Source organism: Mesorhizobium sp. M0159 (assembly GCF_040322295.1).
Classification (GTDB): domain Bacteria; phylum Pseudomonadota; class Alphaproteobacteria; order Rhizobiales; family Rhizobiaceae; genus Mesorhizobium.
The window spans coordinates 35,693-58,086 of record NZ_JAMYTF010000036.1; the positions used below are offsets into that span (position 1 = coordinate 35,693).

General features: G+C 62.2%; 17 protein-coding genes. 7 read left to right on the plus strand and 10 right to left on the minus strand.

Annotated elements, in window-relative coordinates; genetic code table 11:
- The first annotated feature begins 68 nt into the window (after window positions 1–68).
- Window positions 69–3,800, plus strand: a complete 3,732-nt coding sequence (locus NKJ32_RS26530) for a PAS domain S-box protein (protein WP_352829343.1) — start codon at window positions 69–71, stop codon at window positions 3,798–3,800.
- A gap of 281 nt (window positions 3,801–4,081) precedes the next feature.
- Here the strand turns inward: NKJ32_RS26530 and NKJ32_RS26535 are convergent, their stop codons facing one another.
- A complete protein-coding gene (locus NKJ32_RS26535; protein WP_352634654.1) occupies window positions 4,082–6,040 on the minus strand; it encodes an acetoacetate--CoA ligase in 1,959 nt (652 codons plus the stop codon).
- Between the two features lie 282 nt (window positions 6,041–6,322).
- Between NKJ32_RS26535 and NKJ32_RS26540 the strand changes: the two genes are divergently transcribed.
- The gene (locus NKJ32_RS26540; protein WP_352457085.1) at window positions 6,323–8,173 is read left to right on the plus strand and encodes an AsmA family protein; all 1,851 of its coding nucleotides are present in this window, start codon (window positions 6,323–6,325) and stop codon (window positions 8,171–8,173) included.
- Between the two features lie 7 nt (window positions 8,174–8,180).
- On the opposite strand, the gene NKJ32_RS26545 is transcribed toward NKJ32_RS26540, so the two are convergent.
- The 7 genes from NKJ32_RS26545 to NKJ32_RS26575 form a co-directional block, all read right to left on the minus strand.
- Window positions 8,181–8,999, minus strand: a complete 819-nt coding sequence (locus NKJ32_RS26545; RefSeq protein WP_352577544.1) for an ABC transporter permease — start codon at window positions 8,997–8,999, stop codon at window positions 8,181–8,183.
- Window positions 8,996–9,964, minus strand: a complete 969-nt coding sequence (locus NKJ32_RS26550; protein ID WP_352829345.1) for an ABC transporter permease subunit — start codon at window positions 9,962–9,964, stop codon at window positions 8,996–8,998. The genes NKJ32_RS26545 and NKJ32_RS26550 overlap by 4 nt, the downstream gene beginning before the upstream one ends.
- 9 nt (window positions 9,965–9,973) lie before the next feature.
- Window positions 9,974–11,113 (minus strand): ABC transporter ATP-binding protein, encoded by a 1,140-nt coding sequence (locus NKJ32_RS26555; RefSeq protein ID WP_352634656.1) that lies wholly within the window; start codon window positions 11,111–11,113, stop codon window positions 9,974–9,976.
- 73 nt (window positions 11,114–11,186) lie between these two features.
- Window positions 11,187–12,284: a polyamine ABC transporter substrate-binding protein gene (locus NKJ32_RS26560; RefSeq protein ID WP_352829347.1), complete on the minus strand. Its 1,098-nt coding sequence runs from the start codon at window positions 12,282–12,284 to the stop codon at window positions 11,187–11,189.
- Window positions 12,285–12,636: 352 nt separating this feature from the next.
- Entirely contained in the window at window positions 12,637–13,590 is a 954-nt protein-coding gene (locus NKJ32_RS26565) for a DMT family transporter (protein WP_023677450.1), read from the minus strand.
- A 182-nt stretch (window positions 13,591–13,772) separates the two neighbouring features.
- Entirely contained in the window at window positions 13,773–14,750 is a 978-nt protein-coding gene (locus NKJ32_RS26570; protein WP_352829349.1) for a DUF2167 domain-containing protein, read from the minus strand.
- Between the two features lie 117 nt (window positions 14,751–14,867).
- Entirely contained in the window at window positions 14,868–16,319 is a 1,452-nt protein-coding gene (locus tag NKJ32_RS26575; RefSeq protein WP_352829351.1) for a helix-turn-helix domain-containing protein, read from the minus strand.
- Between the two features lie 238 nt (window positions 16,320–16,557).
- Here NKJ32_RS26575 and aceA point away from each other — a divergent pair, with 238 nt between their 5' ends.
- Window positions 16,558–17,847 carry an isocitrate lyase gene (aceA, locus tag NKJ32_RS26580; RefSeq protein ID WP_352634664.1) on the plus strand — a complete coding sequence of 430 codons (1,290 nt, stop codon included), beginning with the start codon at window positions 16,558–16,560 and terminating at the stop codon, window positions 17,845–17,847.
- A 70-nt stretch (window positions 17,848–17,917) separates the two neighbouring features.
- Window positions 17,918–18,172 carry an SMc00767 family acetate metabolism repressor gene (locus tag NKJ32_RS26585; protein ID WP_023677446.1) on the plus strand — a complete coding sequence of 85 codons (255 nt, stop codon included), beginning with the start codon at window positions 17,918–17,920 and terminating at the stop codon, window positions 18,170–18,172.
- 53 nt (window positions 18,173–18,225) lie between these two features.
- Here NKJ32_RS26585 and NKJ32_RS26590 read toward each other — a convergent pair whose 3' ends face one another.
- A complete protein-coding gene (locus NKJ32_RS26590; protein WP_352829353.1) occupies window positions 18,226–18,687 on the minus strand; it encodes a RidA family protein in 462 nt (153 codons plus the stop codon).
- 430 nt (window positions 18,688–19,117) lie between these two features.
- On the opposite strand from NKJ32_RS26590, the gene NKJ32_RS26595 reads away from it, so the two are divergent.
- Window positions 19,118–19,507 (plus strand): ANTAR domain-containing protein, encoded by a 390-nt coding sequence (locus NKJ32_RS26595; RefSeq protein WP_352829355.1) that lies wholly within the window; start codon window positions 19,118–19,120, stop codon window positions 19,505–19,507.
- Between the two features lie 32 nt (window positions 19,508–19,539).
- Here the strand turns inward: NKJ32_RS26595 and NKJ32_RS26600 are convergent, their stop codons facing one another.
- The gene (locus tag NKJ32_RS26600) at window positions 19,540–20,256 is read right to left on the minus strand and encodes an HAD family hydrolase (RefSeq protein WP_352829357.1); all 717 of its coding nucleotides are present in this window, start codon (window positions 20,254–20,256) and stop codon (window positions 19,540–19,542) included.
- 167 nt (window positions 20,257–20,423) lie between these two features.
- Here NKJ32_RS26600 and NKJ32_RS26605 point away from each other — a divergent pair, with 167 nt between their 5' ends.
- Both NKJ32_RS26605 and NKJ32_RS26610 read left to right on the plus strand, forming a co-directional pair.
- The gene (locus NKJ32_RS26605) at window positions 20,424–21,857 is read left to right on the plus strand and encodes a glutamine synthetase family protein (RefSeq protein ID WP_352457076.1); all 1,434 of its coding nucleotides are present in this window, start codon (window positions 20,424–20,426) and stop codon (window positions 21,855–21,857) included.
- Between the two features lie 82 nt (window positions 21,858–21,939).
- A complete protein-coding gene (locus NKJ32_RS26610; RefSeq protein WP_352829358.1) occupies window positions 21,940–22,308 on the plus strand; it encodes a four helix bundle protein in 369 nt (122 codons plus the stop codon).
- The last annotated feature ends 86 nt before the right edge of the window (window positions 22,309–22,394 follow it).

Below are 22,394 nucleotides of genomic sequence, written 5' to 3' on the forward strand. Positions count from 1 at the left end.
CGCGCCGTCGGCTTTTATTAACAAAGCGTTAACCGCAAATTGCCCGCTCTGTGAGGGTCGCCAAGCGCATGCCGGCTGAAAACTACTCCTTCCTCGATGTCGCCGTGCTCGACGCCGTCCGCCTGGGCTTCGCCGCAGGCGACGCGATCGCTATTCTGTCGGCAGATCTCGAGCAGGTGATCTGGGCCAACGGCCCCGGCGCAGCGGTATTCGGCTATCCCGACATCGGCGCGATCATCGGCGCCTCGGCAGGTTTGCCGCTGATCGCCAGGCGCCAGATCATGGCAACCAGCGGTTTTCCGCAGATCGGCCGCGACCGTGCCATCACGGTCCGGCTGGCGACTGGCCTGACCAGCCGCGCGGTCGGCTTCCTGGCCAGCGCAGTGACCATGCCCGATGGCGAGGAAGCAATCATGCTGGCGCTGCCGGCGGCGCAGACCGGCTCGCGCAGCGCGGCCGAGATCGCCGACCGCGCCATCGGTGGCTTTACGGAAGACGGCCACTACATCGCCTTTGTCGATGCCAAGGGCAATATCGACGCCGCATCGGACGGCTTTTCGGCGCTCGGCATCCGGCCTGAGACGCTGGCCGCACTTGTCGCCGACGTGGCGAACGAGAGCGACCGCATCGTCAAGCGCCTGGTTCCGGGTGGGTCCAGCTCCTATCCCGCGGGCCTTGCCCGGCTGACGGAAGAGCGGCACCTGCTGGTGGTGATCGACGAGGACCGGCTTGACGGCGAGGCCCCCGATGGCGAGCGCGCCGGCGGGGAAACCGAGGGGGCAGCGGCACCGAGCGGTGGCGATCTTCCCCAGCCAACGAACCAGGACAACGAGCAGCCAATCACCAGCACCGGCGCGGCGGAGATCGACCTTGCAGCGATGGAAGGAACCTCGGCATCGGCGGAGCACGAACCTGCCGACGCGGCCGGCGATCACCGCACGGCTAGCGAAACGCCGACGCAGCATGACCATTGGTACTTCAATGCCGGCGACGACACGCAGATCTCGCCCGGGGCAGCTGTGTCCGGCAAAGTCGAGACCCCAGCCAGCCCGGATACTTCGCCGGAAAGCGCCGCAAAAGCCACCAAAGCCGCCTCGCCGGCCGAACACCGCGCTTCGGCGATCGATCGCACCGCCGCGCCCATGCGTTTCGTCTGGCGTACCGACGCGGAGGGCCATTTCAGCGCCCTGTCGCCGGAATTTGCCGAGCTCGTCGGCAAGCCTGCAGCCGACGTGATCGGACGTCGCTTCGAGGATGTTTCGGCCGCCTATGGCCTCGATGCTTCTGGCGAGATTGCCGGCCTGCTCGAACGGCGCGACACCTGGTCCGGCCGCTCCGTGCTGTGGCCGGTCGCCGGCACCGATCTGAAGATACCCGTCGATCTGGCGGCGCTCCCGGTTTACAGCCGCAGCCGGGTTTTCGAAGGTTTTCGCGGTTTCGGCGTGGCCAGGAGCGGCGATGCGGTGGTCGATCCGGATGCCGTCGGCATGGCCCTTGTCGCCGAGGAGAAACCTGCCGCGACCATCGGGCCGAAAGCCGTCGAACCTCTCCCCGAGACACCTAAACCCGCCGATCCGTTCAGGGGCGAAGTGCCGGCATTGACCATCGTGCCAAAACCCGAGCGGCGCTTTGCCGACAAGGTGATCCGGCTGGCCGAGCACCGGCAGCCGGCCAACGACAAGGGCCTGTCGACGCTGGAACGCAGCGCGTTTCGCGAGATTGGCGAGCGTCTCAAGAGGGACAGCACCCCGGCCGAAGAACAGCCCAGCGCCGGAAAGCAGAAGCCGGTTGAGAAAGTCGAGGCAGCCGGCAAGGCCGACGAGCCAAAGCTGAAAGAAGCCGGGCTGGCGGACAAGGGTGAGATGCCGGCGCAAGGTCCGGAAAGCGGGGCGGCTGCCGCCGAACCGCCCGAGGCCGATGCCGAAGACCAGAAGGATCTCGCCCGGCTCGACGGCGAGCAGCCCGATGAGGCGGAAGCAGAGGCGCAAGCCGGCGAACCCGTCACACGCCCTGTTTCCGGATCGCTGCTCGACTATGCCGACCGCGAACCCAGCGACGAAGCGCAGGAAGGCATTGAGCCCAGCACGAACCGTCGAACGATCGTCGCCGAAGCGCCGCGGGATGGCGACGACGACAGCATGACGGCCGAAGATTTCCGTGACGCCGAGGACAGCGAGGATTGGTCCGAGGACAGCGCAGCCGCAGCCGACGTTGCCGGCCAGGTGCCGCCCATCGCGCGGCTGCAGGCACCACCGCTCAAACTCGACGGCTTCGTGCCGTCGGCGTTTGCCGGAGAGGACAACAAGGGGCCGGATACCTCGATCCTCGGCAAGCTGCCAGTGCCGGTGCTTATCCATTCCGGCGACCAGCTGCATTACGCGAACGACGAATTCCTCGGCTTGACCGGCTATGCGACGCTCAATGCCCTGGACGAGGCCGGCGGGCTCGGCGCGCTGTTTGCCGACCCTTATGCCGACGACGGCAGTTCCGACGGCGGCGACCGCGCTCTGCGGCTGAAGACGCGCGACGGTCAGGAATTTCCGATCGACGCGATTTTGCGCTCCGTGCCCTGGGGTAACGGCAAGGCGCTGATGCTGGTCGTACGCCGTTCCGGCGACGACGAAGCAGCAGCCATTCCGCATGGCGCCGCCGAAGACCAAACGCAGCCGGATGTTTCCGAGCTCAAGGCACGCATTGCCGAAATGCGCACCATCATCGACACCGCCACCGACGGCGTCGTGCTGATCGGCCGTAACGGAACGATCCGTTCAATTAGCCGTCCGGCGGAAGCGCTGTTCGGCTTCGACAGCGACGAGGTGACCGGCAAACCGTTCGTCTCGCTGTTTGCGATCGAAAGCCAGCGCGCGGCGCGTGACTATCTCGAGGGGTTGTCGGAGCCCGGCGTTGCAAGCGTGATGAACGATGGCCGCGAGGTGATCGGGCGCGAGGCGCAGGGGCGTTTCATTCCGCTGTTCATGACCATCGGCAGGCTGCCCAACGACAGCGGCTTCTGTGCGGTGGTGCGCGATATCACCCAGTGGAAGCGGGCCGAAGAGGACTTGACCCAGGCGCGCGCGGTCGCCGAACGCGCCTCGTCGCAGAAGACCGATTTTCTGGCCCGCATCAGCCACGAGATCCGCACGCCGCTCAACGCCATAATCGGCTTTTCCGAGCTGATGGTCGACGAGAAATTCGGGCCGGTGGCCAATGACCGCTATCGCGACTATCTGCGCGACATCAACCGTTCGGGCAACCACGTGCTCGATCTGGTCAACGACCTGCTCGACATTTCGAAAATCGAGGCCGGCCAGCAGGAGATGGCCTATGAGGCGGTGTCGCTTAACGACACGCTGGCCGAAACCGTGGCGATGATGCAGCCGCAAGCCAACCGGGAACGCGTCATCATCCGCTCCAGCTTCGCCTCGCGGCTGCCGGAAGTGGTGGCCGATCTGCGCAGCGTGCGGCAGATCGCGCTCAACATCCTGTCGAACGCCGTCCGCTACACGCAGGCTGGCGGCCAGGTGATCGTGTCGACGGCTTACGAGCTCTCCGGCGATGTCGTCATGCGCGTGCGCGATACCGGCATCGGCATGAGCCAGTCCGAGATCGAGCAGGCGCTGAAGCCGTTCAAGCAGATCAATGCGCTGAAGCGCGGCCGTGGCGACGGCACGGGTCTTGGGCTGCCGCTGACCAAGGCGATGGTCGAAGCGAACCGGGCCCGGTTCACCATCAACTCGACGCCCGGCGAGGGAACCCTGGTCGAAGTCGCCTTTCCCTCGACCCGCGTGCTCGCCGGTTAGCTATGGTTGCGCAAAGAAAAAAGGCGTCCAACAGGACGCCTTGAGAAATTGGAATTGCTGTCACAACGGGGCTTGAGCGAATCAGATCCTCTCGGGGCTAAGAGGAACGGGATTTCTCCCTCAAGTTACGCACGACTATTGATGCCGGGCCTTAACAAATCCTTACCGGCACGCCGGAAAATTTACCAATGTGTACCACTCATGAAATCTAGGTAAATTCCGAAGAGATAATTTGTTAACTATACCTGACCTCAAAACGGCTCCCACCTTGGATCCCAGGGTCAGTCGGCAAGCTGCGGCAGGTTGCGGAACAGCTCGAGCGCTTCGGGATTGGCGAGCGCTTCCTTGTTCTTGATGGCGCGGCCGTGCACCATATCGCGTACCGCGAGCTCGGTGATCTTGCCCGATTTGGTTCGCGGAATATCGCTGACGGCGACGATCTTGGCCGGCACGTGGCGCGGGCTCGCCCCGGTGCGGATTTTCGCGCGGATGCGCTTTTCCAGCTCGGCATCGAGCTCAACGCCGGCCGCCAGCCGCACGAACAGCACGACACGCACGTCATTGTCGAAATCCTGGCCGATGCACAGCGCTTCGAGGATTTCCGGCATCTGCTCGACCTGATTGTAGATCTCCGCCGTGCCGATCCTGACACCGCCCGGATTGAGCGTGGCGTCGGAACGGCCATGGATGATCAGGCCACCATGGACGGTCCATTCGGCGAAATCGCCGTGGCACCAGACATCGTCGAAACGTTCGAAATAGGCGGCCTTGTATTTCCTGCCGTCAGGGTCGTTCCAGAAGCCGATCGGCATCGCCGGAAACGTCTTGGTGCAGACGAGCTCGCCCTTCTCCTGGCGGAGCGGGCGGCCGTCATCGTCCCAGACATCGACGGCAAGGCCGAGCCCGGGCCCTTGGATCTCGCCGGTCCATACCGGTTCGATCGGCACGCCGAGCACGAAGCAGGAGACGATATCGGTGCCGCCGGAAATCGAAGCCAGATGCACGTCCTTCTTGATGCCTTCATAGACGAAGCGGAAATCTTCCGGCGATAGCGGCGAGCCGGTCGATGAGATGGTGCGCACGCTGGAAAGATCATGCGTGCGGATCGGCTTCAGGCCGGCCTTGCGCACGGAATCGATGAATTTGGCCGAGGTGCCGAAATAGGTCATCTTTTCGGCATCGGCGAAGTCGAACAGCGCATTGCCGTCCGGGTAGAACGGCGAGCCGTCGTAGAGCAGCAAGGTGGTGCCCGATGCCAAGCCCGACACCAGCCAGTTCCACATCATCCAGCCGCAGGTGGTGAAGTAGAAGAAGCGGTCGCCGTCGAGCAGGCCGGCATGCAGCCGTTCTTCCTTGACGTGCTGGATCAGCGTTCCGCCGGCCGAATGGACAATGCATTTGGGAATGCCGGTCGTGCCCGATGAAAACAGGATGTACAGCGGATGCGAAAACGGCAGCCTTTCGTAGGCGACAGGCCTTGCGGCAAAGGGTGACAGCGCCTCTTCCAGCGCAGCCGCCTTGCCGATGGTCGCGGCGACGTCGAGCGAGGTGCCGAGATAGTCGACAATGAGGACTTTGCGGACGGTGGCGAGCTTGCCCGCCACGGCCGCGATCTTGTCGGCGACTTCGATCGCCTTGCCATTGTACCAGTAGCCGTCCGGCGCGATGAACACGACAGGCTCGATCTGGCCGAACCGGTCGAGAACCCCCTGCTCGCCGAAATCTGGGGAGCAGGACGACCAGACCGCGCCGATCGAGGCGGCCGCCAGCATCGCAGCAACGGTCTCCGGCATGTTGGGCATCATCGCGGCGATGCGGTCGCCCTTCTTCACCTTGAGCGACAGGAAAAGCCGCTGCAGCCGCGAGGTCAGCGCATGCAGCTCGTTCCAGGACAGCCGCCGCTCGACCTTGTCCTCGCCGCGAAAGACGATTGCGTCGCCAAGCCCGGTTTTCTTGAGGAGATTCTCGGCGAAATTCAGCTTTGCCTCAGGAAAGAAGGTCGCGCCGGGCATCTTGTTGCCATCGACCAGCACGCGTTCGCCCTTGTCGCCGACGATGCCACAAAAGTCCCAGACCAGGCTCCAGAAGGTCTCGCGATCATCGATCGACCAGCGATGCAGGTCGGCATAGGAGGAGAAAACCTTGCCGGCCATGTTCGCCGCGGTGTTCATGAAGGCGGTCATCGGCGCTGCGTCGATCTGCTCTTGCGTCGGGATCCAGAGCGGTGCGTCGTCAGCCATCATTGTTCCTCCTTAAAGCACGTCACGTTTGAAGAGATTCACGCGACGCGCTTTAAACTTTTGTCTTTATGCATGTCGTTTATCCCAAAACCGCTGCGCACTTTGGGCGACATGCATTGGCATCGCTTATGCATATCGCGATGCAGCAGAGCAAGATTTTGTTGGACCGCGCCGGTCAGGGTGTGCGCAAATGCCATCGCCGGGCCATAAAGACTTGAAATGCGTCAGCCGTCGGTTACACCCGTCGGGCGATTTTGTCGGAATGGAAGCATACGGGGCGATATGCCATCACCTTTGATCCGACGCGGAATATGGGCGATCGGCGCAGCCGTCATCGTCATCGCGCTGGTTGTCGCAGCCTTGCCGTTGATCGCCTCGACCCGCATCGTACGCGACCGTATCGCGTGGGAAATGAGCGCGTGGAGCGGTTTCCGGGTCACCATCGACGGCGCGCCGCGTATCGAGGTCTGGCCGAATTTCCGGGCGATCCTGAGCGACGTGACGCTGTCGCAATGGACAGAGACGGATGCGCCGCCCGTGGTCGAGGCCGAACGGGTCGAGGTCGACCTCTCAGCGATGGCGGCGCTGCGTGGCGATGTGATGTTTTCGACGGCGCGGCTGGTACGACCGACGATCCGGGTTCAGCGTACCGCGAGCGGGTTTTTCCTGCCTGCGATTCCCAGCGGCGGGCGCATTACGCGTTCGATCGATGCTGCCCGCGCGGTGATCAACACAAATCCCGCCAAGCCGGATCTCGGCAAGCTGCCGACAGATCCGTTCGGCACAGTCGAGTTCAGGGACGGCCGCGTAGTGGCTGCCATCGGCGGCAAGGACCAGGAGATATTGAGCAGCCTGAGCGGCCAGGCGAACTGGGCCGCGATGAACAGCAATGCGACGCTGTCGGCGACCGGGATATGGCGCGGCGAAAGTGTTGCCATCGACGCCGCATCGCCGAACCCGCTCGTGCTGTTTGGTGGCGGCACAGCACCGGCTACATTTTCCTTCAAGGCGGCACCGGCCAGTTTTTCGTTCGACGGCCGCGCCAGCATGTCGGAGAACGGCTATTTCGACGGCCAGGCAAAATTCGCCGCACCTTCGCTCCGACGCGTGCTCGAATGGTCGCAGGCCGGCATCGCGCCCGGTGCCGCAATCGGCTCGATCTCGGTTTCAAGCAAGATCACGGCGACGGCCGGGCGCGTCAAATTTGAAAACACGGCCCTGACCCTCGACAACAACCCGGGAATGGGTGCGCTGGACTTCACCTATGGTGAGGCACTGCCGGTGATCTCCGGCACACTTGCCTTCGATACGCTCGACCTCAGATCATTTCTCTCCGCCTTTACGCCGGTACCATCCGCCGGCGGCACCGGCCCGGGCGAAATCGACACAAGCTTCGCCGACCGGATCAATCTCGATCTCAGGCTGTCGGCGGCGCATGCCACCGCCGGCGCCATCCAGCTTGCCGACGTCGCTGCCACTGCCCAGGTCAAGAACGGCCTTGCCGCCTTCGACATCTCGGATGCATCCGCCTTTGGCGGCAACGTCCAGAGCAGCGTCCGTTTCGACCGCAAGCCCGCCGGCACGGAAGTCGAGATCCGGCTGCTTGCTTCCGATATCGACGGCGGCGCTTTCGGCACCGCGGCCGGGATGACGCGGCTGGTGCCGATCGGCACTGGAACCGTTTCGGTCATCCTCAAGGGGCCTGGCAGAACCTGGGACTCGATTTTCGAAAACGCCAATGGCTCGCTGTCCGCGACGTTCGGCGCGGGTGCGCTGAGCCGGCTTAACCTGCCGGCGTTCCTCAAGCACACCGAACAGGGCGGATTCTTCGCGCTGGACGACGTCTCGGACGGAACGCTGCCGATCGACGGGGCCGAGCTCAAGGCGAGCATTTCGAACGGCGTGGCGCGTATCGACAAGGCCGAGGTGAATTCCGCGCAATACAAGATCTGGCTTTCCGGCATCGCATCCTATGCCGGACGCGGGCTGGCGCTGTCCGGCGGCATCGTCCAGCCGAGCCAGGCTGCCACGCAGACGAATGGCCAGCCGCCCAAGCAGTCGTCGTTCTTCGTCGGCGGCACGTGGAGCACGCCGTTCATCTCGCCGATAAGCCGCGGCGTTTCGGGAGAGTAGCGAGCCTTCAACCTCGCTGCGCGGCCTGCTCGTCGCGCTGGCGCTGCACCTCGCGGCGTTTGTTGGCGAGCGAAGCGATGATCACGCCAACTGCGACGACCGCGATCAAGATGGTGCAGGCTGCGTTGATTTCCGGCGTCACGCCAAGGCGGACCTGGCTGTAGATCTTCATCGGCAGCGTCGTGGCGCCGGGTCCCGAGGTGAAGCTGGCAATAACCAAATCATCGAGCGACAGCGTGAAGGCCAGCATCCAGCCGGAGACGATAGCCGGCATGATAACCGGCAGCGTGATCTGGAAGAAGGTCTTCACCGGTGGCGCACCGAGATCCATCGCGGCCTCTTCCAGCGAACGATCGAAAGTGATCAGGCGCGACTGAACCACCACCGCCACGAAGCACATGGTAAGCGTGGTGTGGGCAAGCGTCACCGTCAGAAAGCCGCGGTCGAGGCCGACGGCGACGAAGAGCAGCAATAGCGACAGGCCGGTGATGACTTCCGGCATGACCAGCGGCGCAAACACCATGCCCGAAAACAGCAGCCGGCCGCGAAAGCGCGTGTAGCGTGTCAAGGTGAGCGCCGCCAGCGTGCCGAGCACGGTCGCCACCGTGGCCGAGATGACGCCGACGCGGGCCGTCACCCAGGTGGCGTCCATCAGACCCCGATTGTGGAACAGCGACACATACCATTTCGTCGAAAAGCCGCCCCAGACGGTGACCAGCTTCGACTCGTTGAAAGAGAACACAACGAGCAGGACGATCGGCAGGTAAAGAAAGGCAAAGCCGAGCACGATCGAAGTGATGTTGAAGCGGCTCCAGGTCGCATTCATTGGTCCTGCTCCTGGGCGCGCGCCTGGGCTCGCTGGAAGAGCATGATCGGCACGATCAGCAGCAGCAGCAAGATGACGGCAACCGCGGACGACACTGGCCAGTCGCGGTTGGCGAAGAACTCGTTCCACAGCGTCCTGCCGATCATCAGCGTCTGCGAGCCGCCGAGCAGGTCGGGGATGACGAACTCGCCGACGGCAGGAATGAACACCAGGAGGCAGCCGGCGATGACGCCGGGCAGCGACAGCGGAAAGGTGATCTTCCAGAAGGCGCTGGTCGGCGGGCAGCCGAGATCCTTGGCCGCCTCGATCAGAGAATGGTCCATTTTCTCCAAGGACGAATAGAGCGGCAGCACCATGAACGGCAGATAGGAGTAAACGATGCCGATGAAGATCGCCGTATAGGTGTTGAGGATGATCAGCGGCTGGCTGATGATGCCGGTGGCGAGCAGCAGCTGGTTGAGCAGGCCCTCGGGCTTGAGGATGCCAATCCAGGCGTAGACACGGATCAGGAACGAGGTCCAGAACGGCAGGATCACCAGCATCAGCAAGGTCGGGCGAATCGTCGCCGGAGCGCGTGCCATGCCATAGGCAATGGGATAGCCGACCAGCAATGTCAGGACCGTCGAGATGGCGGCGACGATGACGCTCGTCACATAGGCATTGAAGTAAAGCGCATCCTGCGTCAGCCAGGTATAGTTGTCGAAATTGAGCGCGCCGAATTCCGAGATAAACCCGGAAATGCCGCCGCGGAAATCGAGCACCGGCGTGTAGGGCGGCATGGCGATCGCAGTCTGCGACAGCGAAATCTTGAAGACGATGATGAAAGGGACGAGAAAGAAGAACAGCAGCCAGAGGTAGGGGACGATGATGACGAGCCGGCTAACGAAGGCCGCTCCCAGCCTGACCAAGGCGGATTTGCCGGCAGCGCTTGCCGGAGAGCTTGTTGCGGCGGTGACAGCGGACATGATCAGTCCCTACCGTGCCAGGACGACGCCGGCGTCGGGGCGGAAAGAAACCCAGGCGCGGTCGTTCCAGGTCAATGGGTCCTCGGTGAGGCGTGCCGCGTTCATGGTGCTCGCCCGCACCACCTGACCGTCGTCCAGCCTGACGTGATAGACGGTCATGTCGCCGAGATAGGCTATGTCGTAGACCTCGCCCTCGATGGCGTTGACGGCACCGGCCGGTTTCGTGGAGGACACCTTGATCTTCTCCGGCCTGATGGCGAAGGTGACGGATGTTCCGGCGGCGGCACTGCCGGCATTTTCGGTCCGGATGGTGATGCCGTTGCCGGCATCGATGCTCGCGCTGCCGGCCTCGCCAGCCGCGATCTTGCCGTCGAACATATTCACATTGCCGACGAAGCCGGCGACGAAGCGGGAACCCGGCGCCTCGTAGACCTCGGCCGGCGTCGCCACCTGCATCACCTCGCCCTTGTCGATGATGGCGATGCGGTCAGCCATCGTCATCGCCTCTTCCTGATCATGGGTGACGACGACGAAGGTGAGGCCGAGGTTCTGCTGCAGGTCCATCAGCTCGAACTGGGTTTCCTCGCGCAGCTTCTTGTCCAGCGCACCAAGCGGCTCGTCGAGCAGCAGGACTTTCGGCCGCTTGGCCACCGAGCGCGCGAGCGCGACGCGCTGGCGCTGGCCGCCCGACAATTGGTGCGGCTTGCGCTTGGCGAACTGCTCGAGCTTGACCAGCTTCAGCATCTCGGCGACGCGCTTGTCGATGTCGGCCTTGGCCATGCCTTCCTGCTTGAGGCCGAAGGCGATGTTGTTCTCGACCGTCATGTGCGGAAACAAGGCGTAGGACTGGAACATCATGTTGACCGGCCGCCGGTAGGGCGGAATGCCGCGCAGATCCTGGCCATCGAGCAGGATGCGGCCGGCGGTCGGCTCCTCGAAGCCGGCAAGCATCCTAAGCAGTGTCGATTTCCCGCAGCCTGAGGCCCCCAGCAAGGCAAAGAATTCGCGTTCGAAAATGGTCAGCGACAGGTTGTTGACCGCTGTGAACTCACCGAATTTCTTGGTGACGTTGTCGAACTGGATGTATGGCTTGGCGTTCGGATCGTTCCATGGCGCAAAATCCCTGCGGATGCTGCCAAGCGATTTCATGTCCCACTCCGTCCTGCTGCTTGCCCCATGAGAAAGCGGCCCCGGCAACGGCTGCCGGGGCCTGGTCAGATTGCTATTGGCCGGTGACGATCTTGGTCCAGGTGCGAGTGATGATGCGCTGGGTCTTGGGATCGTAAGGCGATACGGTGTAGAGCTTCTGCAAGGTGGCTGCATCCGGATAGATCGCCGGATCTTCCAGGATCGCCTTGTCGATGAACTGCTGCGAAGCCTTGTTGCCGTTGGCATAGAGCACATAGTTCGACGATTTGGCGATCACTTCGGGCTTCATCATGTAGTTCAGGAACTCATGGGCTTCGGCGACATGCGGCGCATCGGCCGGGATCGCCATCTGGTCGAACCACATCTGGGCACCTTCCTTCGGCACGGAGTAGCCGATCTCGACGCCCTGCTTGGCTTCGTCGGCGCGGTTGCGGGCCTGGAAGACGTCACCCGACCAGCCGACCGCCAGGCAGATGTCGCCATTGGCAAGGGCGTTGATGTATTCGGAAGAGTGGAACTTGCGGATATAGGGCCGGACCTTCAGCAAGGTTTCTTCGGCCTTGGCAATCTCATCGGGCGACGTGCTGTTCGGATCGAGGCCCAGATATTTCAGTGCCGCCGGTATGATGTCGGCCGGCGAATCCAGCACATAGACGCCGCAGTCCTTCAATTTGGCCAGGCTTTCGGGATTGAAGAACACGTCCCAGCTGTCGATCTTGTCGGTGCCGAGCGCTGCCTGCACCTCCTTGATGTTGTAGCCGATGCCAACCGTACCCCACATGTAGTTGATCGAATATTCGTTGCCGGGATCATATTTGGCGGTCCGTTCCATGACCGTGTCCCACATATTTGAAATGTTCGGCAGTTTCGACTTGTCGAGCTTCTGGAACACACCCGCCTGGATCTGGCGTGCAAGGAAATTGCCGCTGGGCACGACGACATCGTAGCCGCTGCCGCCGGCGAGCAGTTTCGTTTCCAGGATCTCGTTGGAATCGAAAGTGTCGTAGACGACCTTGATGCCGGTTTCCTTGGTGAAGTCGTCGATGATCGAACTGTCGATATAGTCCGACCAGTTGAAGACGTTGACGACGCGATCCTCGGCATGTGCGCCCAAGGTGAAAACTGCCAGAAACGCCGAAGTCGCCGAAAGCCAGAGCGCTTTGCGGGTCATGCTATTCTCCTTTGATGAGTGTTCCGTAGCCAGCTCGTCGCGGCGTCCGCGCGGCTGGGCATTTGCTTCAAGGTATTGGGCTTGCAGGCAGGCGACAAGCGCGAATTGCCGGCGCCATTATCGTTCGGCGGCGAGCCGACAGCGAAGACCTGGCGTGGCGTTGGTGGTGTTCCGACGCCGTCGGAAGCTTTCGCTACGGCGCGGGCAGGGAGACGACGATATTGTCCGGCCTCGATGCGGCCGGCATGGAGACTTGGCAAGATACGCCTGTCTTGTTGTTGCCATGATCGCAGCCTGCCCGCGCGGCTGCAACGTTGTCAATGGTTCATCTCGCTTTGACGCGCGCACTGCATCAATTAGGTGACGGCACACCGGTGACGCCCGCTCGCGCGGGCCGCGTCTGACGCTTGAACTCGAGCCCGATATGGACGAGCAGCGCGGTGACCACGACCGCACCGCCGACGATGGTGCGCGCCGACGGCACCTCGGAATGGATGAGCCAGACCCAGATCGGGCCAAGGATCGGTTCGAACGTGCCGAGCAGCGCCGCGACGGCGGCCGGAACAAGCCGGGCTCCGGTGGCGAAGAAGGCGAGACCGAGTCCCAGATTGATCACGCCAAAGGCAAAGAGGAAGCCCATATCGTGACTGGAGACGCCCAGCGCCGACGCCTGCGATGCCGCAAAGGCGGCCGCCAGCATCGTGCCGAGGCAGGTCGCCGGCGTCATGCGCACATGGGCAAAGCGGCGCGTGATGACGGTGGCGATCGAGAACATGACGGCGATGAGCAGCGCCAGCCCGTCGCCGATCGGCGACACCGCGCCATCGAGCGATTCCGACACCATGATGGCGACGCCGACAATGACGGCGGCGATCGCCACCCAGGTCGCCACCGCCACCCGTTCGCGAAACAGCGCCCAGGCAAACAGCGCCGCCAGAAGCGGCACGCCGGCCTGCATCAACAGGATGTTGGCGACGGTGGTATAGGCAAGCGCCACGACGAAAGAGGTCGACGCCGTGGCGAAGCAGAACGCCACCGCAAGGCCGGCCAGGCCCATGCCGCGAAACAGCTTCAGCGTGCCACGCCAGCCGTCGCGCCAGACCATGAAGCAGAGCAGGAAGGCGGCGGCCCAGACCGAGCGCCAGAACACCACCGTCCAGCTGTCGGCGTTGTCGATGAAGCGCGCAATGCTGCCGCCGAAGCTCCACATCAACGCCGACAGGAATACCAGCAGGAAACCGACGCGTTCCCCTTGCGGCGACACGATCGGCGAAGCGGCAACCGGAGATGATGCGGTATCGGTCATGGGTACGACTGTCGGCGAATTCGGAGCAGCACGATGTGCAATGGACGACAGAGACGTGCCTAATTCGCGTAACGCAAAGCAGAAGGCCGGGCGTGATCCAGTTAGATGTTCCGTTTGGCGCACTGATGAGGGCGCCTCGCCCCTCGCCCGGCGATGATCCGAGGCGACTTGTCGATGATGCGTTACGAGGTGCTCTTGTTGCCGCGGATAAAACGCCAGAGACCGGCCAGCGGAATCAGCAGGAGCAGGCCAAACTTTTTCAGCGCGATCAGCGCCACGACCAGAAAACCTGCTTTCGCCGCCAGCTTGCCGGCAATCAGGCCACCGACGCCAATCGCCGCAACCGTATCTACGCCCGGCACGAAATCGGCGTATGTCTTGCCGGTATTGAAGTCCGCGAGGCCAAGCACTTCATCCAGGCTTTGCCTTATCTCCGGCAATTGTTCCACCGTCGCGATATAGCTCATCACGAAGACGCCCTCCCTGCCAAGGAAACGGACGTCGTAGTTGAGCGTATGGGCGGCATCGTTGCCAAATTGCAGCTCCTTGGCCCAGTGCAGGCGCTTGTGGGCCGCGTCATAAACCGGCGGCGACGCCCAGCCGATCAGCGTAATGGGCGCATAGCCATCCTTTACCCTCTGATCGTTGCCGGACAGAGTGTCTGACTGCATGTTGCGCAGCAGTTCATTGTAATCGATGGACGCGGCGTCGCTGTCGTCGACGTAACCGATCTTTTCCCAGCGCAGTTCTATCCCCCAATTGTTGTCGGCAATGGGATCATGGGAGACTGGAAAGATCATGCCGAGGGCATCGGAACCAGAGTCGGGCGGATTGCCCCAGGCTTCGGTGAGGACGGAGAGCGTGTCCTTCTTGTCCAGAAAATAGAACTTGTCCTTGAGGTCGAGATGGATGCCTTCGGCAAGATTTATCGCGCCGGTCTTCGGATCGATCTTGTCCAGGAACGCCTTGCCGGCATCATTGTAGTGTTGATAGGAATTGAAGAAATCCGAGGACTTTTCAGCCAATGCGGGATCGGCCGAAAACGCGAGCGCCAAGCCAAGCCAAAAAACTGTCCTGCCCATCATTGATCCCCCGACCGTTTCGCAGTTCTTTTTTTGATACCGTACCGTCAATGCTGAATCAATATTCGGCTGAATCAATATTTTTGCTGAACCAATATTTTGGCCGGCAACCGCGAACCAGCTTACTGGTTGCGGCCGCAGGAACAGATGAGGTCCTTTGGTCGAAGATTCAGCCGCAATATTGCTGGAGCCGAATCACTGGAAATCGAACGCCGACAGTCCCGTGACCATCTCGTCGAGGCCGAGCGGACGTGTAACGGGTGGCTCGGCGCGGGCGAGGCAGCCGATGCGTTCGCACAGCCGGCAGGCAGGGCCGACCGGTGTCGCCGGCACGGCGGCGTTCTGTCCGGTCTTGCCGATGGCGGCCGGCCCCGGCAATGCCGCTCCATAGACGACCTCGTCGCGAAAACCGATGTCGCAGCCGAGCAACAGCGCCGTGCGCCGCGGGCGCTCGGCAAACGAGCCCTGCGGCCCTTCGAGCGTGCGGGCCATGCAGAGGAACGCCGCACCGTCGGGCATTTCCACTGCCTCGACCAGGATCTGGCCGGGCTGGGCGAAGGCGGCATGGACCGGCAGCTTCGGACAGCCGCCGCCGAAGCGGCTTTGCGGAAAGCCGTGGCTGCCCGCCTTGCGGAACCGATTGCCGGCACTGTCGACCTCGAGCATGAAGAACGGCACACCCGACGCACCCGGCCGCTGCAGCGTGGTCAGCCGGTTCGCCGCCTGCTCGAAGGAAACGCCGAAGCGCGACCGCAACATGTCTATATCGTAGCGGGTGCGGACCGCAGCGGCGTGAAAAGGCTGATAGGGCATCATCAGAGCGTGCGCGGCATAGCGGCCGAGCTCGAAACGCGCCAGCCGGCGGGCTTCGTCCGTGGTCAGCTTCAGCGCCTGGATCTCGGCGGCGACAGCGACGCTCATGCGGATCAGGCAGGCCTCCATAGCCACCTCGCGCAGCTGATCGAATGGCGACAGGCGCTCGGACAGGAACAGGCGTTGCGAGTGACGGTCATAGCGACGCCGCCAGTTGGGCATGGTAGCGACCGGCAGTACCTTAACGACGATGCCGAATTCACGCCGCAGCCAAGCCTTCAACGCACTGAACAGATCGTCGCCAGGATCGAGCACCGACGTGAATGCCTCGGCTTCCTCTTCGAGCGCGGCAAAATGATTCGGCCGGCGTTCGAAAATCTCATGCACCTCGTCGATCGGCAGCCGGGCACCGGAGAGTGCGGTGGCCTTGCCCTCACGCGCGAGCAGCTCGTTGAGATCCGATAATCGCTCGGCCTGCTCGCGATAGGCGCGAAACAGTTTTATCACAGCGGCGGAAGCGTTGGGCGCCGCCTCGGCAAGCTCGATGAGTTCCTGGTCGCCCGGCAGTTCGCCGGCCAGCAACGGATCTGAAAACACTTCCTTCAAATCGGCGACCGATCCCCGCGCCTCGCCCTGCAGTTCGTGCGGGTCAACCTTGTAGACGGATGCCAGCCTCAGGATCAGTTGCACCGTCAGCGGCCGCTGGTTGCGCTCGATAAGATTGAGATAGGACGGCGAGATGCCGAGCCCTTCGGCCATCGCCGTCTGGGTCAGCCCCTTGGCGTTGCGGATGCGACGAATGCGCGGCCCGGCAAAGATTTTGTGGTCGGCCAATCGAGTTTCCTTGACAGAATTTTACATCCGCCGATGGCATGGCTGTCTTTACAACCATGACAGATTTACAGCTCTCATCAGTCAAACACAACACAGGTTTTCCCTTATTTTATGACTGATCCGGAGGTTTACCTCGCTTGCGTCGTGCCGACGTGTAAATGGTGTCACACATATGGCGCACATATTTTCCCTCTGCGACGCCTTCCTAAACCGGCATCAAAACCGCCTGGAGTGATCAATGACCGACTTTTACAACCTCGTCCCGTCGGCGCCGCAAGGCCGCTTTGATGGCATCGAAAGGCCCTATTCACCGGACGACGTGAAGCGGCTGCGCGGCTCGGTGCAGATCCGGCAGAGCCTCGCCGAAATGGGGGCAAACCGGCTGTGGCAGCTCATCCATGAAGAGGATTTCGTCAACGCGCTGGGTGCCATGTCGGGCAACCAGGCGATGCAGCAGGTGCGGGCCGGGCTGAAAGCGATCTATCTGTCAGGATGGCAGGTCGCCGCCGATGCCAACACCGCTTCCGCCATGTACCCGGACCAGTCGCTTTATCCCGCAAATGCCGCGCCCGAACTGGTCAAGCGCATAAACCGCACCTTACAGCGCGCCGACCAGATCGAGACTTCGGAAGGCAACGGGCTGTCGGTCGACACCTGGTTCGCGCCGATCGTCGCCGACGCGGAAGCCGGTTTCGGCGGGCCGCTCAACGCCTTCGAGATCATGAAGGCGTTCATCGAGGCGGGTGCGGCCGGCATCCATTACGAGGACCAGCTGGCTTCGGAGAAGAAATGCGGCCATCTTGGCGGCAAGGTGCTGATCCCGACCGCCGCACATATCCGCAACCTCAACGCGGCGCGGCTTGCCGCCGACGTCATGGGTACGCCGACGCTGGTCGTGGCACGCACCGACGCGGAAGCGGCACAGCTCTTGACCTCCGACATCGATGAGCGCGACCAGCCCTTCGTCGATTATGGCGCCGGCCGCACCGCGGAGGGCTTCTATCGTGTCAGCAACGGCATCGAGCCCTGCATCGCCCGCGCCGTCGCCTATGCGCCCTATGCGGACCTGATCTGGTGCGAGACTTCCAAGCCCGATCTGGCGCAGGCCAGGACGTTTGCCGAAGGCGTGCGCAAGCATCATCCAGGCAAGCTGCTTGCCTATAATTGCTCGCCGTCTTTCAACTGGAAGAAGAATCTCGACGACGCAATGATCGCGAAGTTCCAGAAGGAACTCGGCGCCATCGGTTACAAGTTCCAGTTCATTACGCTGGCCGGTTTCCACCAGCTCAATTTCGGCATGTTCGAGCTCGCCCGCGGCTACAAGGAGCGGCAGATGGCCGCCTATTCGGAACTGCAGCAGGCGGAATTCGCCGCGGAAGCCAATGGCTATACCGCCACCAAGCACCAGCGCGAGGTCGGCACCGGCTATTTCGATGCCGTCTCGATGGCGATCACCGGTGGCCAGTCTTCGACCACGGCCATGCAGGGATCGACCGAGCGCGCCCAATTCAGGCCGGCGGCGGAATAGCAGACAAACAGAGTGAACGCCCAAACGGGCATGGCAACACAACAGGCATGGCAACACAGGGAGAAGACCAATGGCTTCGATAAGCCGCGTCAAGGAACGGGCCGAAGAGCAGGCCACCAGCATGAATGTCGACCAGCAGGCGACCATCCGCATGCTGGCGAACGATCTGCACAGGCTCAATCAGTCGGTGATGAAGGCGGTCGAGGCAGGCGTCTCGGTCGAACTGGTGCGCTCGGCACGGCACCATGGCGGCGACGGCAACTGGGGCGATCTGCTGATCCCGGTCATCGTCACACAGCGGAGCCACGACAGACAAACTCGATAGCACCGCGCCTCTTTTGAGCGCATGCTATCGCACCTTGCACGCCGCGGCTTTGCCTAATTCGGCAGAGCCGCTAATGCAACGATTTCAATGACAAGATCAGGCTGCGCAAGCGCTGCAACGCCAATAACTTCCGAGGGCGGCGGGTTGTTGTAGCTGCAGTGCTTCGGGCAGTGCACGGCAAAGAATTCGTCCAAGACGTCCAAGCGAAAATTGGGCGAGCTCAGCACGCCGCCATCTGGAAATGGCCCCTTAACAAAGAAGGTCAGCCGGATGAGATGCTCGAGCGCACTGCCAAGCTCCTCCAGATCTGATTTGATATTGGTGAGAATTGCGCGCCACTGTGCCGCTGCATCGCCAATGGCGGCGCCGCCGCTTTTGCCGATCGGATCGTAGTCCTCGGCCGTCGCGGTGTTTCCGGAAAGGTAGACAAACCCCTTTGCGCCGGTAACGACCGTACCCTTTCCCCATGGCATCAACCGGCCATTTTTGAATTTCTTGTGAGTCACTAGTTCCATCGTCATCTCCCGTCGGTCAAAGAGACGTGCTTAGCCAACGAGGAAGGGTAGTCCGGCGAGGCGATACGACAAGCTCGCGACAGGCCCGACTCGCCTTCGTCCAACCTTACGTCAACCCGGCTACGGCTGCGAGTTCGTGCGTTCGCGCTGCAAAGCCAAACTTAGCTGAGCCTGCCCGGTTGTGGTGGGAACTTCTTCTTCGGGCGGCGGCAAAGAAAAGCACTTAATTTTAATTTTAATGTTTCTTGCGATATTCTCCTGATACGCCATTTGAGCTTGACATGAGCAGTGATCTCACGCCAATTACCTCTCGAGTTTCAACCCTGCATTGAAACATTGAACAACGGCCTGCCCCGCCATGTGCCCAGCGAATCGCGATATCGAGACTGCAAAACAGCTGCCTTTCGTCAGTCGGGACATGGAGACGCGGATGCTCCCGGATTTCTCGCGGGTGCTGGTGGTCGGAAAATCACCGATCAACCGCGTCGTGGTTTCAAAAATCGTGGAGCGGTCCGGCCTCAAACCGATCTCGGAAACTCCCGAAACCGCGGCAAAGGCCTTGCACGCGCTGATTCCCGGGGCTGTCGTTCTCGACGGCGGTGCGGAGAATGGGGACTGCGACGCCTTGCTGTCGGGTATCGATGCACTGCGAAGGGCGTCAGGCAGATCGCTTCCGTCGGTGATCCTGCTTTCAGTCAAGACCGGCACGCCGGAGAGCCTGGGCCTGTCCAGCGTCATCGATGCAGTGGTCGTCAAGCCGATCACCACCGAACGGCTGCAGCCGGTGATCGACCGGCTGGTCGGGGTCGGCCGCAACTGACCTCTACCGTGATGCCTCGGCTGCAGACCTGATCAATCAATCTCGCCGATACGCTCGATCAAGCCCGGCAGTTCACCGAGATTGGCTATCTGGCGAAAGCGTGGTGCCGAGACCGGCGGCTCGACATGTTCCAGCACCCAGGTCAGATCATGCGGAACGTGGATGCCCCAACTGCCGGCTTCGATGGCCGGCACGACGTCCGATTTGAGCGAGTTGCCGACCATCATGCCCTTTTCCGGGCCGTCGCCGTGGCGGCTGAAGATGCGGCTATAGGTGGCCGCGCTCTTGTCGCTGACGATCTCGACGGCATCAAACAGCTCGCCCAGCCCGGATTGCGCGAGCTTGCGTTCCTGGTCGAACAGGTCGCCCTTGGTGATCAGCACCAGGCGGTAGGCGCCGGCCAGCTTTTCCACGGTTTCGCGCGCATGCGGAAGCGGCTCGATCGGATGGCTGAGCATCTCGCGGCCCGCGGCGAGAATTTCGGCGATAGTCGAGGCCCGCACCTGGCCGTTGGTGACCTCGATCGCCGTCTCGATCATCGACAGCGTGAACCCCTTGATGCCGAAGCCGTAGACCGCGAGGTTGCGCTTCTCGGCCTCCAGCAATCTTGCTGAAATCCGGTCCTCCTCGGCTTGATCGGCGAGCAGTGCGGCAAAGCGCTTCTCGGTCACGCGGAAGAACTGTTCGTTCTGCCACAGCGTGTCATCGGCGTCGAAGCCGATCGTCGTCAGTTTGCGGCTGTGTTGCATGGGGACCATTAATTGCAGCGTTGCGGGAGGCCGACCCTAGACCAGGAGGCTTTTATCCGGAAGTCGTTGTGTTCCCCCGGTTATCGAGGCGCACGCCAGCCGGCTCCCCTTCCCTTTCGTCGTCGGCAACGGCTATACTCCACAATCTGCAACAAATCTGGTGATTGATGCCGCCTGCAAAAAAGGAAGTCCGTCCGTCGAGCCGCGGAGGACGCGCCCGCACGCCTGCCTTCGTGAAAAACCAACGTGGCGTCAAGAACTGGAAGGAAGTCAGCGCCTGGCTGGAATGGCGCGGCATCGAAGATATCGAATGCATCACACCCGACCAGGCGGGGGTTGCGCGCGGCAAGATGATGCCATCGAAGAAGTTCACCTCCAACACCTCGCTGGCGCTGCCTTCGGCGGTGTTCATGACAACGATTTCCGGCGGCTATCCGGAGGACGGCAACGGCTTCCACTATCCGGAGGACGACGGCGACCTCAAGCTGATGCCTGACCTCTCGACGCTGACGGTGGTGCCGTGGGAGGAGGACCCTACCGCGGCGGTTATCTGCGACCTCGTCCACCAGGACGGCCGCTCGGTCGAGTTCACGCCGCGCAACGTGCTGAAGCGCGTGCTTGCCGCCTATGACAAGCGTGGGCTGAGGCCGGTCGTGGCACCCGAGATCGAGTTCTACCTGGTGCGCAAGAACCCCGATCCGGACTATCCGCTGACCCCGCCAGTAGGTCGATCGGGACGGCCGATCGGCGGCGGCGCCGGCTATTCGATCGCCGGGGTTAACGAATTCGACGAATTGATCGACGACATCTACCATTTCTCCGAAAGCCAGGGTCTGGAGATCGACACGCTGATCCACGAGGAGGGCGCCGGCCAGCTCGAAATCAATCTGCGTCACGGCGATCCGATCGAGCTCGCCGACCAGGTGTTCATGTTCAAGCGAACCATCCGCGAGGCGGCGCTCAAGCACGAGATCTACGCCACGTTTATGGCCAAGCCGATCCAAGGGCAGCCCGGTTCGGCCATGCATATCCATCAGTCGATCATCGACAAGAAGACCGGCAAGAACGTTTTTTCGGCGGAGGACGGCTCGGAGACCGAGGCCTTCTTCCATTTCATCGGCGGCATGCAGAAACATGTGCCGAACGCGCTGGTGATGTTTGCGCCCTACGTCAATTCCTACCGGCGGCTGACGCAGTCGGCCTCGGCGCCGGTCAACAACAAATGGGGCTACGACAACCGCACCACGGCCTTCCGCGTGCCCCGCTCCGACCCGGCGGCGCGGCGCGTCGAAAACCGCATCCCCTCCTCCGACGCCAACCCCTATCTGGCGCTGGCGGCATCGCTTGCCTGCGGACTGATCGGCATGACCAACAAGATCAAGGCCGAGCCGCCGGTTCTGACGACCGCCAACGAGGACCAGATCGACCTGCCGCGCAGCCTGCTCGAAGCCGTCGACCTGTTCGAGGCTGACGAAGAACTCGGCGCGCTGCTCGGCAAGTCATTTGCCGCCACCTATGCGGCGATCAAGCGAGCGGAATTCGAGACCTTCATGGAAGTGATCAGCCCGTGGGAGAGGGAGTATTTGCTGCTGAATGTGTAGTAGGGGAGTAGGGGAGTAGGGGAGTAGGGGAGTAGGGGAGTAGGGGAGTAGGGCAATATGGCAGTAGGGCAGTAGGGCAAGGATGACGGACAAGATCGCATCGTACAGGGATCTGATCGTTTGGCAGCAAGCCATGGACCTAACAGTTGCAATCTACCAAGTAACAAGGACTTGGCCGAAAGACGAGATCTACGGGCTGACGAGTCAGGTGCGTCGGGCAGCAACGTCGGTGCCCGCCAACATCGCCGAGGGTTACGGCGGAGAAAGCCGAGCTTCCTACCAGCAGTTTCTCAGGATCGCCCAGGGATCACTCAAGGAACTGGAGACACACCTTTTAATCGCGCAAAGGGTTGGAATTACCTCTCGCGAGGCGGTCGAGTCATTGATGCCCCACAGCGAGAGCGTAGGAAAGCTCTTGCGGCTTCTGATCCGCAAGCTGTCGGCTGAATAGACACCTACTGCCCTACTGCCCTAATGCCCAACAATCACCGAGCCCACGAGCACTACTGCGCTAGAGGAGTACTGCTTGATCTTAAT

Coding starts and splice junctions, on each gene's coding strand:
- NKJ32_RS26530 (WP_352829343.1), top strand. CDS start 69: ATGCCGGCTGAAAACTACTCCTTCCTCGATGTCGCCGTGCTCGACGCC.
- NKJ32_RS26535 (WP_352634654.1), bottom strand. CDS start 6,040: ATGGCTGACGACGCACCGCTCTGGATCCCGACGCAAGAGCAGATCGAC.
- NKJ32_RS26540 (WP_352457085.1), top strand. CDS start 6,323: ATGCCATCACCTTTGATCCGACGCGGAATATGGGCGATCGGCGCAGCC.
- NKJ32_RS26545 (WP_352577544.1), bottom strand. CDS start 8,999: ATGAATGCGACCTGGAGCCGCTTCAACATCACTTCGATCGTGCTCGGC.
- NKJ32_RS26550 (WP_352829345.1), bottom strand. CDS start 9,964: ATGTCCGCTGTCACCGCCGCAACAAGCTCTCCGGCAAGCGCTGCCGGC.
- NKJ32_RS26555 (WP_352634656.1), bottom strand. CDS start 11,113: ATGAAATCGCTTGGCAGCATCCGCAGGGATTTTGCGCCATGGAACGAT.
- NKJ32_RS26560 (WP_352829347.1), bottom strand. CDS start 12,284: ATGACCCGCAAAGCGCTCTGGCTTTCGGCGACTTCGGCGTTTCTGGCA.
- NKJ32_RS26565 (WP_023677450.1), bottom strand. CDS start 13,590: ATGACCGATACCGCATCATCTCCGGTTGCCGCTTCGCCGATCGTGTCG.
- aceA (WP_352634664.1), top strand. CDS start 16,558: ATGACCGACTTTTACAACCTCGTCCCGTCGGCGCCGCAAGGCCGCTTT.
- NKJ32_RS26585 (WP_023677446.1), top strand. CDS start 17,918: ATGGCTTCGATAAGCCGCGTCAAGGAACGGGCCGAAGAGCAGGCCACC.
- NKJ32_RS26590 (WP_352829353.1), bottom strand. CDS start 18,687: ATGGAACTAGTGACTCACAAGAAATTCAAAAATGGCCGGTTGATGCCA.
- NKJ32_RS26595 (WP_352829355.1), top strand. CDS start 19,118: ATGCTCCCGGATTTCTCGCGGGTGCTGGTGGTCGGAAAATCACCGATC.
- NKJ32_RS26600 (WP_352829357.1), bottom strand. CDS start 20,256: ATGCAACACAGCCGCAAACTGACGACGATCGGCTTCGACGCCGATGAC.
- NKJ32_RS26605 (WP_352457076.1), top strand. CDS start 20,424: ATGCCGCCTGCAAAAAAGGAAGTCCGTCCGTCGAGCCGCGGAGGACGC.
- NKJ32_RS26610 (WP_352829358.1), top strand. CDS start 21,940: ATGACGGACAAGATCGCATCGTACAGGGATCTGATCGTTTGGCAGCAA.